Raw genomic sequence first — 11711 nt, forward strand, 5'->3', positions numbered from 1 at the left:
TAACATGGATTTTAAACAAGATGAAAATCATCAACAATTACAAGATATGTATCGCGATTTTGCAGAAAAAGAGGTAAAACCACTTGCAAAAGAAATCGATGAAACTATGCGTTTTCCAGAAGAAAATGTAGCAAAAATGGCTGAAATGGGCTTACTTGGAATTCCATTTCCTGAAGAATATGGTGGAGCTGGAATGGACACATTAAGTTATATACAATGTGTAGAAGAATTATCTAAATGTTGTGCAACAACAGGTGTTATTGTTTCAGCACATACAAGTCTTTGTGCAACACCAATTTACACATATGGTACAGATGCACAAAAAGAAAAATATTTAAAACCACTTGCTTCAGGTGAGAAATTAGGTGCCTTTGGATTAACAGAACCTGCTGCTGGAACTGATGCATCTATGCAAAAAACAACAGCAGTACTTGAAGGAGACCATTATGTATTAAATGGTAGTAAGATCTTTATTACTAATGCAAAATATGCAGACACATATATTATTTTTGCTATGACAGATAAGAGTAAGGGAACAAAGGGTATTTCAGCATTTATCGTTGAAAAAGATTTCCCTGGTTTTACTGTTGGAAGTCATGAATTAAAGATGGGAATACGTGGATCTTCTACATGTGAATTATTCTTTGACAACTGCATAGTTCCAAAGGAAAATCTTTTAGGAGAAGAAGGAAGAGGATTTAACATCGCAATGGCAACTCTTGATGGAGGCCGTGTTGGTGTTGCTTCACAAGCTCTTGGTATTGCAGAAGGTGCAATAGAAGAAACTATAAAATATGTTAAGGAACGTGTTCAGTTTGGACGTCCTATTGCAAAATTCCAAAATACACAATTTGAACTTGCTCAAATGCGTGCAAATACAGAAGCAGCAAAACTTTTAGTATATCAAGCTGCATGTGCAAAGGATGATCATAAGAGATTTACACATTTAGCTGCTATGGCAAAATTAGTTTCTGCTAGAAATGCCAGCGATGTAACAAGACGTTGTTTACAGTTATTTGGTGGCTATGGATATATAAGCGATTATCCACTTGAAAGAATGATGCGTGATGCAAAAATAACAGAAATTTATGAAGGAACATCAGAAGTTCAAATGATGGTACTTTCTGGCTGGATGTTAAAATAGTATATATAACTAAAATTAAAAAAAACAGATGTTTAGGGAGATGATTCCTGAACATCTGTTTTTTTTAGCCTTTATGTATGTGAAAACCTTAATGATTAAGTACTCTTGGACTTCATTTATAGCTTTTTGTAAGAAAATGAAAATTTAGATTTAATTATTGTATTCAGTAATAAAAATGCATTTTCAACTTATGTACTTAGGATATATATCTATCATGACTACTTTTTATATACTTGACAATAGTGTATAGTATATATACAATTATTGTTATGGATAAAAAATTACAGGTAGATAGACTGCCAAGAAAATTATTAAATATTATAAATCGTTTTAATGAAATTGATAAAAAAGCCCGAAACTTTGGCACGGATATGGTACTTCATCTTTCAGAAATTCATCTCATTGAATTTATAGGTGACAATGCAGGACTTTCTATATCAGAAATAGCGCGTAAAAAAAATATCACGAAAGGTGCAGTTTCACAGACACTAATTAGATTGGAGGGTAAAGGACTAGTTGTAAAGGCATTAAATCCTGAAAATAAGTCCCAGGCTGTTATATCATTGACTAAAAAAGGTTGGACTGCTTATTGCGAACATAAGAAGTATCATGAAAATATTAATAAAATTATTTTATCTTGCATACAGGGTAAATCAGAAGAAGAGATCAATACTATTTATACCTTTTTAGAACAATTAGAGAATTTTATTTAAAAGAGAAGATTCCTTTAATTCTATAGTATATATACACTATACACTATAGAATGATTTTGATATTCAGCTGTACTTTTGAAAGGAGGTTTTTGACAATTGAATGATATTATAAAAGAAAAGAAGTTTGTTTTGAAAAAATCATTGATAGTACTCATGGCAGTTGCCTGTGGTGTTTGTGTTGCAAATCTATATTATGTTCAGCCTCTGGAATCTCAAATTGCAAATACATTTCATGTATCACAAAATTTAGCAGGGATAGCTGCTACAGTTACACAAATTGGTTATGCATCAGGACTTTTATTTATAGTTCCACTAGGAGATATGTGTGAAAGACGCTCGCTTATATTGCGTATGTTGGTTTTAGTTATATTATCTTTAATTAGTGCTTCATTTTCAGCAAACTATTTATTAATGCTTGTATCAATGTTTGCAATTGGACTTACAACTATAGTTCCACAGCTTATTGTTCCATATGCTGCCCACCTTTCACCAAACGGCAAACAGGGAAAAGTTATAGGAGATATTATGAGCGGTCTTCTTATAGGCATTCTGCTTTCACGTACTTTTAGTGGAATTATAGGTTCAATTTTTAACTGGAGAATTGTATACACTTTCGCTGCAATGTTTATTGCCATATTATTTGTTTTTATTTTAAAACTTTTTCCTAAGGATGAACCAAAAGAAGAAATTTTTTATGGAAAGCTTTTAAAATCAATGCCAGATTTGATAAAAAATCAAGTTACTTTGCGTGAAGCAGCAGTTAATGGATTTTTTATGTTTGCTTCCTTCAGTATATTTTGGACATCACTTATTTTTTTACTTGAAACACCTGCTTATGGTATGGGTACCATGGAAGCTGGTTTATTTGGACTTTTTGGAGTAACTGGTGCATTGGCTGCACCTTTGATTGGAAAGAATGCCGATAAAAAAAGTCCCAGATTTACAGTTGGAATAGGTGTAATACTTTCTAGTACTGCTTACATATGTTTCCTAGTTTTTGGGTATCACATCTGGGGTCTTATGTTAGGTGCAATTATTCTCGACCTTGGAAATCAATGTGGACAAGTATCAAATCAGGCAAGAGTGCAGCTTTTAAAAGATGAAACCCGCAGTCGTAATAATACCGTGTTTATGTTTTCATATTTCGTCGGTGGTGCAGTAGGCTCTTTTTTTGGAACTCTTTGTTGGCAGAACTTTGGATGGTATGGTGTTTGTGGCGTAGGGCTTATTTTTCAGAGCCTAGCCATTATTGCTCATTTTCTTATTTATAGAAGGTGATATAAAGTTAATCAAATAGTATCTTACGACTTTTAAGCCATGATTTGGATGTAATTTGTAAAACAAGTGAGAGAGCTGCAGTTAAGCATGGTTTATAGATGCTATTTTTTAGTAAGTAAATCTACTAACTATAAATTATATAAAAAGCTAGTAAAATCAACTTATTATGTAAGTAAGATAATTAATTTATAAAAGTAAATTGTTGCAAAGAAGCAGGGCTAGCACATGAGTAAACAAAATGTTAAAATGGTTAAAATAGTAAATTCAGAGCTTTTTTGAATCTATTATTATGGTATTATAAATTTATATGATTTATAATAAAATGGTAAAACATATTGCAGACAAAATACAAAAATTAAGCATAAATTATTATTCTAAAGGAGGATTTTAAAATGATAAGACAATTGCCATTAGAACAACGTTATGATAAATTAGGACCAAAAGTAATTGAGGCCTTAAAAAAGAGATATTTTGATGCGTATTATTGCAAGACTAAGGAAGAAGCATTACAACAAATTTTAGAACTAATTCCTAAAGATCATGTTGTATCCTGGGGTGGTTCTGAAACGTTGAAGGAAATTGGTGCCCAAGAGCTTATAAGTGAGAAGGGTTATCAAGTTATTGACAGAGATAAGGCAAAAAGCCCCGAAGAACGAACAGAAATTATGAAACATGCACTTTTATGTGATACATTCTTAATGAGTTGTAACGCTATTAGCGAGGATGGCCAGCTATTTAACATTGATGGAAATGGAAACCGTGTAGCAGCAATGATTTTTGGCCCAAAGAGTGTCTTAGTTGTAGCTGGAATGAATAAAGTTGTAAAAAATCTTAATGATGCAGTACACAGAGCTAGAACAATTGCTGCACCAGCAAATATACAGCATTTTCAAAACATGAAGACTCCATGCTATACAACTGGCAGCTGTGCGGATTGTATAAGTCCAGATTGCATTTGTGCATATATGGTAACAACAAGAATAAGCCGCCCGGCGAATAAGATAAAAGTAGTATTGATTGGGGAAAACCTTGGATTTTAAGGTATTTAAATTGTAGATTAATGTTGTATGAGCTAAAAGTTTAGTTAAGTATAAGAAAATATGATTTTTATTTTCATATTTTAAGGAGATTTTAATAATACAGTTGTAATATAATAAATATCCTAAGGAAATACCTTAGAGAAAATAAAAAATAATAGTCCCCCTATTATTTATATTACAAAAAATAAGTACCTGTCATTTAGGGTACTTATTTTTGCGTTAAAATAATCTTATATCATAAAGCAATGACTTTTTTAATCTTCACAAAATCTTCATAAAAGTAATAACTAATACTTTAAAAATATTTTGTAAAATTAAATTATATATTTGATTTAAATAAAATATTAAAACAAATTAGGAGGATTTCATGGAAGACATACATGTAAAAATGGAGAAATATTATAAGAATATAACTGTACTTGGAATTTTAATTAGTATTTTGTGGGTGGCTTTAGTAAATACGCAGCCATTTTCTGATTTTGCATATTATGACAGGATTGCAAAACAAATAGCAAGCGGTGGACAATGGGGTGATACGTACACATCTGTGGGATATTCTATTGTCTTAGGATTTATATATAGAATATTTGGAAGCACTTTGATTGTGGCAAAGATTTTTAACTTGATTTTAACGTTTATAAATTATATGTTGGTGTATAAAATATTAAATAAAATAGACTTGGAAGAAAAAAGACGCAAACTCATTTATGGATTATTTGTTTTATTCCCAAATAATATATTCTACAATAGTGTACTAGCAACGGAAATATTGTTTACTACGGTACTACTTTTAATAACTTTCCTATATTTTTCTGATATTAGAAATAAATATATTGTAATAGGCGTCCTTACAGGTTTTAATGCTATAATAAAACCATTTTTCATGGTGTTCTTTTTTGTCATATTCATATTGGAAGTGTGTACAAAAGTCAAATTTTTAGAAGCCTTAAAACATACAGCTATCATATTGATGGTTAGTCTTATTACTATAGCACCATGGATATATAGAAATACTAAGCTAATTGGTGAGTTTACATCTATATCAAACAATGCAGGAATAGTACTTTATATAAATAATAATTCTCAAAATAAATCTGGTGTGTGGATGGATGCCAGAAATGTTAAAAATTCAATTGTGAATACAAAGGAATATGTTAATGCAAATGCTACAGAAAAAAATAAGATGTTATCTAAAGCGTCTAAGAAATGGATAATAAGTCATCCAGTATCATTTATAAAATTAGGTTTTATAAGATTATTTAAAACCTATCTTGATGGAAGTGATTTATTTTACAGTTTGAATGGAACAAATTTAAATTTATTCTTTAAAATATTATTTGCAGTTTATACTTATATAGCAAGGTACGTAATATTTGTTCCTGCAATAATTTTAATGTCTTTATACAGTGCAAAAGTAATTAAAAATTTGATTAAAAAAAGAGAAATTGATCCATATTCGCTATATAATTTAATTTGTTTTTATATGTTTTGTTGTACTTACTTTATAACTGAGGGGCAGCCGCGTTACTCATTCCCATCTATATTTATAGCTGTTTATTTTTTCTCATATTCCATAGAGAAGATAAGTATACCATTTGGAAAAAAGCAAAAAAATTATATAAATAAAATGATGTATAATAGAGGTGTTATATATAGAAATAGTATAAAAAGGAAGTGAATTTTAGTGAAGGTTTGGTACTTGTTATATACTTTCTCACTAAAAATAATTTATGGATAATACTATACTGGTAGTTGATGATGATAAAGATATTTTGGATATAATAGAGATTTATTTAAAAAATGATAACTTCAATGTAATTACTGCTGAAGACGGTTCAATAGCAATGGACAAACTTAGAAAAAATCATGTAGATTTGATAATACTGGATATAATGATGCCAAATCTTGATGGTATACATGCATGTCTTGAAATTAGAAAAAAAGAAAAAGTGCCAATAATAATGCTTTCAGCTAAAAATGACTCAAGTAGTAAAATATTAGGCCTCAACGTTGGGGCAGACGATTATGTTACGAAACCTTTTAATCCACTAGAATTAGTTGCAAGGGTTAAATCTCAAATTAGAAGATATTCTGAATTCAATGTGGAAAGGCCTAAAAATAAAGAAGAGATTGTTATAAATGATATGTTAATAAATATTGCATCTAGAGAAGTATTTATCGGAGAAAAGTTAATAGAGCTTACGCCAATTGAATTTTCAATTTTAGAAGTGCTTGCAAAAAATAGAGGAAGGGTTTTAAGTACAGAAAATATTTATGAAAATGTGTGGAAAGAACCTTTTTACAATGCTAAAAATACAGTTGCAGTACACATAAGAAATATAAGAGAAAAAATAGAGATAAGTCCCAAAGATCCGAAGTATATAAAAGTTGTCTGGGGAGTAGGTTATAAAATTGATAAATAAAATAAAGAAGGTTATATTTAAGAGCATATCAAGAGAATTTTTGATTATAAATGTAATTAGTTTTGTCATACTTATACTTGGAATAAGTGCTACTCTCAATATTATAATGAATGATACAAATAATCCTCAAAATATTGTAAATGCATCAAACGACATTTATGCTAATGTAAACAGATATGTACAATCTACAAATCCTGAAGTCCAAAGTTATATAAATAATTTAGCTCAGCAGGACAATCTAAAGATAGTTATTGCAGATACAAGTGGACATATAATTTTTAAATCAAGTGAAGTAGAAGGCAATTATGTTGATTTGAATAATATAAAAAGTCTCATACTTCATACTACTCCTAGGCCTGGAGACACAGTGTATCAAGTATATAATCTAAATATATCAGGTATTAAATATATGCTTGTTACATGGAAAATTACAGGCCTATATCATAATATTTTCAAGTATATGTCAATGCTAGTGATTCCAATAATTCTTTCACTTGGAATTGTATATTTATTGTCATATAGGAAAACTAAATATGTAAAGTATATTTGCAATGGAATAGTAAAGATATCACATGAAAATTTGAACTACAGGTTGGAAAAAAGAGGCTACGATGAACTTGGAACTTTAGCAGATGAAATAAATCATATGTCACTTAATTTAAATAATATGATATCTCGTGAGCAATCTGTTCAAAAATTCAAAAATGATTTAATAACAAATATATCACATGACTTGAGAACTCCTCTTACGTCATTAATTGGGTATTTGTACTTAATGAACGATAAAAATGTTTCTATAGAAGATAAAGAAGTGTATGGAAAAAAATCAATTGAGAGAGCGGAAAAGCTAAAAGTTTTAATAGAAAATTTATTTGAGTATTCAAAACTTGAAAGTGGTCAAATAAGCCCAGAAATATGTACTGTAAATATTATTGAAATTATAGAGCAAATAATAGGAGAGCTTTCTATTATGGCAAAAAAATCACAAATTAATTTTGTGAAAAAATATAATATTTCGGAGCTTAATTTAAAAGTTGACCCATATTTAATGAGTAGGGTATTTCAAAATATTTTATCAAATGCAATAAAATACAGCGTAAAAAATAGCAGTGTATATATAGATATTATTTCAAATAAAAATAGTACAATAATTAGTTTTGAAAATGTATCTAATAATAATTTATCAAGTGAAGATATGGATAGAATATTTGAAAGATTTTATATGGGTGATAAATCTAGAAATTCTCACAAAAATAATTCAGGATTAGGACTTGCTATAGTTAAAAATATTGTTGATTTACATGATGGAGAAGTTTGGGCAAAAAATAATGGTAACATCTTTACAATATGTGTAAAATTAAAAAATGAAAAAATTATGGTATAAGAAACCTCATATGATATAATTTTTAGTATTGCATCATTTTGAAATACATCGATTATAAAAGGGGGTAATCCGTACGCTTATTGGGACTATTGTTAATTTTTTTACTATTATTATGGGCAGTTTAATTGGACTTTTGCTTAAAAAAGGAGTGCCTAAAAAAATAAGTACTACTGTTATTCAGGGAGTAGCACTTTGTACAATTTACATAGGAATAGCAGGACTTACTAAAGACTCCAACATTATATTAATTATAATTTCTATTGTTATAGGTGGTTTTATAGGAGAATTAATAGATATCGATAATTTACTTCAAAAATTGGGAGATAAAATTGGAGATAAATTTAAATCTAAAAATGCAAAGATTTCAGAAGGATTTGTAACTGCTAGTCTTCTATTCTGTGTCGGTTCAATGGCAATAGTAGGTTCACTTGAAAGTGGTCTTGAAGGGAATAATAAAATACTTTTTGCAAAATCTATGCTTGATTGTATAACATCAATAATTTTTACATCTTCACTTGGAATAGGGGTAATGCTTTCATCTGTTTCGGTTTTAATTTATCAAGGAATTATAACTATTGCTGCATTTGCATTAAAGGCAATTTTGATTCAATCTGTAATTACAAATATGACTGCAGTAGGAAGCCTTCTAATAATAGGCCTTGGTTTTAATTTATTAGATATAACAAAAATAAAAATTGCCAATTTACTTCCAGCTGTGTTCATTCCAGTTTTTTATCAACTTTTTTTAAATTTAATGAAATAGTAAAAGGATTTTCTGTTTTTCTGTAGAATATATTAGAATATACCAAATTATTGTTTTAGGAGGAATTATTATGATAGAAGTTAAACAAGTTTATAAATGTGAAATTTGTGGTAATATAGTTGAAGTTCTCTATAAAGGAGGAGGAGCTTTGACTTGCTGTGGCAAACCAATGAAACTTATTGAAGAAAATACTGTGGATGCAGCTCTTGAAAAACATGTACCAGTAATTGAAAAAGTAGATGGTGGAGTAGTAGTTAAAGTTGGGACAGTTGAACATCCAATGTTGGAAAAACATTATATTCAATGGATAGAAATTCATACTGAAAATAAGATTTATAGAAAATACTTAAAACCAGGTGAAAAACCAGAAGCAATATTTAAGTTAGATGAAAAAGATGAAAAAATAATTATGGCTAGAGAGTATTGTAATTTACATGGACTTTGGAAAAGATAAATAATAAGAATATATTAATTTAATTTATTTTGAAATTAAATAATCAGGAGGTAAATTATGAAATCTTTAAAAGGTACTAAAACTGCTACAAACTTAATGAAAGCTTTTGCTGGAGAATCTCAGGCAAGAAATAGATATACTTATTATTCATCTACTGCTAAAAAAGAAGGTTATGTTCAAATTTCTAACATATTTCTAGAAACAGCAGAAAATGAAAGGGAACATGCAAAGAGATTTTTAAAATTTGCAAATGAGGATTTATGTGGAGAAACAGTAGAAATAAATGCTTCTTATCCAGTTGCTCTTGGAGACACCAAGACCAATTTAAAAGCAGCTGCATCAGGAGAAAATGAAGAGTGGACTAAGCTTTATCCTGAATTTGCAAATACAGCTGATGAAGAAGGTTTCTCTAAGATAGCAGTAGTTTTTAGAAAAATAGCTGAAGTTGAAAAACACCATGAAGAAAGATACCTAGCATTGCTTAAAAATGTGGAAAATAATACGGTGTTTAAAAAAGAAAAAGTATATAAATGGAAGTGCCTTAACTGCGGATATATTTATGAGGGATTAGTTCCTCCTGAAAAATGTCCTGCATGTGATCATCCTCAGGGATATTTCGCATTACTTGAAGAAAATTATTAGTAATTATTAGTAAATTAAAAAATATTATTCTGTAATAGGTATAATGAGAGGTTTGCCTGTTACAGGATTTTTTATTATACATACATTTATATCATAAACTTCTTTTATATTTTTTTCTGTAAGTACTTGATCTGAAGTACCTTGAAAAGCTATGGAACCATTATTAACCAGAACTAGATAGTTACTGTATTGGGCTGCTAAATTTAAATCATGAAGTACTGCTATGACAGTTACTTTTCTACTCAGTAATTTAATTGTATTTAGAATTTCAATCTGTTGATGTATATCAAGATGAGATATAGGTTCATCTAATAATATAATGTCAGTTTCCTGAGCTAATGCTCTTGCAATAACAACTCTCTGTTGTTCTCCTCCACTTAATTCATTTATACATTTATTATGAAGATGCCAGGTGTCGGTCATTTCCATGGCGTGTTTTGCAATCTCATAATCTTTTTTTGATTCATCTTGAAATCTAGGAATATGTGGATACCTTCCCATCAATACAATATCCAGAGCAGAAAAATTAAAACTTAATATGGCATTTTGAGGAACTACAGCAAGTTTTTTTGCTAGAGCTTTATTGGTTAAATCTAAAATATCTTTGCTTTCTATAAAAACAGTTTTTTTAGAAGGTGTCAATGCTTTTCCAATATTTCTTAATAGTGTAGTCTTACCAGAACCATTAGGACCTAAAATACTATAAAATTTATTTTTAGTGAAATCTATACTTATACTGTGAAGTATTTCTTTATCTCCTAAATTACAGCTTAAATTATTGAGTTTAATTGAACAAGAATCTAAAGCTTCCACTATATCACCTTCTTTTTTGATTTAATCAAAAGATATATAAAATAAGGAGCTCCAAATAGAGCAGTTATAGAACCTACTGGTATTTCAGCTGGTGAGGCTATAGTTCGTGCAAGGGTGTCAGAAATAACCATAAATCCAGCACCAAAAATTAAAGAAAAAGGCATCAAAATTTTATTATTTGGGCCTAAAAGCAGCCTAACTACATGTGGAATTATAAGTCCAACAAAGCCTATTATACCACTTACGGCTACACAAGCTGCGACAACCATTGAGGAGACCACGAGTACTATCCTTTTTACTTTTTCAACTTCAATGCCAAGACTTCTGGCTGTTTCATCGCCTGTAAGTATTATATTTAAATCTTTTGAAAAACAGAGAAGCACTAATATGCCAATAAATAAAAATGGTGTAAGTAAAATAATTTCATTAAAATTTGCGGTTGAAACACTTCCCATAGTCCAAAATACAATCTGTTCAACTTCATCTCTATTAAATACCATAATTATGGAAATTAGCGAAGATAAAAGAAAGCTCACAGAAACACCGGCTAGAAGAAGTGTTGTAGTTGGTATTTTATTTTTTACTCTTGCTATGTTATAAACAAGAATGGTAGATATTATTGCACCTATAAATGCTGTGATTGTAATTGCAGCAGAATTTAAAAGTGAACTTTCAAGTTTAAATACAAATCCAAGAGCTGCTCCAAGGGCAGCACCAGAAGATATACCGAGAATATATGGATCTGCCATTGGATTTTTAAATATTGATTGAAAAGCTGCTCCAACTATAGATAATCCCATACCAACAAGTGCAGAAAGTATTATTCTAGGTAATCTTATTTTTAATATAATAAGAATGTGATTTTCAGGTATTGCATATGTAGATATAAAATTATTTATAAAAGGTACCTTACTTAAAATTACCTTTAAAGATTCTATAAAAGATATATTGGCAGTACCAAAAGTGGTGGATATTATGATTATAAAAAATAATAGAATTGTACCAATATAAAATGTGAATCTAAAATATTTTTTATTATGAGATAAATCCATAGTTA

The 11711-nt window shown here is 29.3% G+C and carries 12 protein-coding genes; 10 read left to right on the forward strand and 2 right to left on the reverse strand.

What is annotated here, in order from left to right; genetic code table 11:
* The first annotated feature begins 4 nt into the window (after nt 1–4).
* The 10 genes from J2Z42_RS06935 (at nt 5) to rbr (ending at nt 9841) form a co-directional block, all read left to right on the forward strand.
* Nucleotides 5–1144: an acyl-CoA dehydrogenase gene (locus tag J2Z42_RS06935; RefSeq protein WP_209701927.1), complete on the forward strand. Its 1140-nt coding sequence runs from the start codon at nt 5–7 to the stop codon at nt 1142–1144.
* A 269-nt stretch (nt 1145–1413) separates the two neighbouring features.
* Entirely contained in the window at nt 1414–1857 is a 444-nt protein-coding gene (locus J2Z42_RS06940; RefSeq protein WP_245331528.1) for a MarR family winged helix-turn-helix transcriptional regulator, read from the forward strand.
* Nucleotides 1858–2010: 153 nt separating this feature from the next.
* Nucleotides 2011–3135, forward strand: coding sequence for an MFS transporter (locus tag J2Z42_RS06945; RefSeq protein ID WP_209702025.1), 1125 nt, complete (start codon nt 2011–2013; stop codon nt 3133–3135).
* Between the two features lie 392 nt (nt 3136–3527).
* Nucleotides 3528–4175 carry a lactate utilization protein gene (locus J2Z42_RS06950; RefSeq protein ID WP_209701928.1) on the forward strand — a complete coding sequence of 216 codons (648 nt, stop codon included), beginning with the start codon at nt 3528–3530 and terminating at the stop codon, nt 4173–4175.
* A 367-nt stretch (nt 4176–4542) separates the two neighbouring features.
* Nucleotides 4543–5853, forward strand: coding sequence for a glycosyltransferase family protein (locus tag J2Z42_RS06955; RefSeq protein ID WP_209701929.1), 1311 nt, complete (start codon nt 4543–4545; stop codon nt 5851–5853).
* A 52-nt stretch (nt 5854–5905) separates the two neighbouring features.
* Nucleotides 5906–6598, forward strand: a complete 693-nt coding sequence (locus J2Z42_RS06960) for a response regulator transcription factor (protein WP_209701930.1) — start codon at nt 5906–5908, stop codon at nt 6596–6598.
* Nucleotides 6588–7982 (forward strand): HAMP domain-containing sensor histidine kinase, encoded by a 1395-nt coding sequence (locus J2Z42_RS06965; RefSeq protein ID WP_209701931.1) that lies wholly within the window; start codon nt 6588–6590, stop codon nt 7980–7982. Before J2Z42_RS06960 ends, J2Z42_RS06965 begins: the two co-directional genes overlap by 11 nt.
* A gap of 67 nt (nt 7983–8049) precedes the next feature.
* Nucleotides 8050–8745: a DUF554 domain-containing protein gene (locus J2Z42_RS06970; protein ID WP_342590010.1), complete on the forward strand. Its 696-nt coding sequence runs from the start codon at nt 8050–8052 to the stop codon at nt 8743–8745.
* Between the two features lie 70 nt (nt 8746–8815).
* On the forward strand, nt 8816–9199 hold the full coding sequence (locus tag J2Z42_RS06975) for a desulfoferrodoxin (protein WP_209701933.1): 384 nt from the start codon (nt 8816–8818) through the stop codon (nt 9197–9199).
* Between the two features lie 57 nt (nt 9200–9256).
* Nucleotides 9257–9841: a rubrerythrin gene (gene rbr / locus J2Z42_RS06980; protein ID WP_209701934.1), complete on the forward strand. Its 585-nt coding sequence runs from the start codon at nt 9257–9259 to the stop codon at nt 9839–9841.
* Nucleotides 9842–9865: 24 nt separating this feature from the next.
* Here rbr and J2Z42_RS06985 read toward each other — a convergent pair whose 3' ends face one another.
* Nucleotides 9866–10654, reverse strand: a complete 789-nt coding sequence (locus tag J2Z42_RS06985; RefSeq protein WP_209701935.1) for an ABC transporter ATP-binding protein — start codon at nt 10652–10654, stop codon at nt 9866–9868.
* Nucleotides 10654–11706, reverse strand: a complete 1053-nt coding sequence (locus J2Z42_RS06990) for a FecCD family ABC transporter permease (RefSeq protein WP_209701936.1) — start codon at nt 11704–11706, stop codon at nt 10654–10656. Before J2Z42_RS06990 ends, J2Z42_RS06985 begins: the two co-directional genes overlap by 1 nt.
* Nucleotides 11707–11711: the final 5 nt, after the last annotated feature.

The organism is Clostridium algifaecis, from assembly GCF_017874415.1.
Classification (GTDB): domain Bacteria; phylum Bacillota; class Clostridia; order Clostridiales; family Clostridiaceae; genus Clostridium_B; species Clostridium_B algifaecis.

Coding starts and splice junctions, on each gene's coding strand:
- J2Z42_RS06955 (WP_209701929.1), top strand. CDS start 4,543: ATGGAAGACATACATGTAAAAATGGAGAAATATTATAAGAATATAACT.
- J2Z42_RS06975 (WP_209701933.1), top strand. CDS start 8,816: ATGATAGAAGTTAAACAAGTTTATAAATGTGAAATTTGTGGTAATATA.
- J2Z42_RS06990 (WP_209701936.1), bottom strand. CDS start 11,706: ATGGATTTATCTCATAATAAAAAATATTTTAGATTCACATTTTATATT.
- J2Z42_RS06945 (WP_209702025.1), top strand. CDS start 2,011: ATGGCAGTTGCCTGTGGTGTTTGTGTTGCAAATCTATATTATGTTCAG.
- J2Z42_RS06950 (WP_209701928.1), top strand. CDS start 3,528: ATGATAAGACAATTGCCATTAGAACAACGTTATGATAAATTAGGACCA.
- J2Z42_RS06940 (WP_245331528.1), top strand. CDS start 1,414: ATGGATAAAAAATTACAGGTAGATAGACTGCCAAGAAAATTATTAAAT.
- J2Z42_RS06935 (WP_209701927.1), top strand. CDS start 5: ATGGATTTTAAACAAGATGAAAATCATCAACAATTACAAGATATGTAT.
- J2Z42_RS06960 (WP_209701930.1), top strand. CDS start 5,906: ATGGATAATACTATACTGGTAGTTGATGATGATAAAGATATTTTGGAT.
- rbr (WP_209701934.1), top strand. CDS start 9,257: ATGAAATCTTTAAAAGGTACTAAAACTGCTACAAACTTAATGAAAGCT.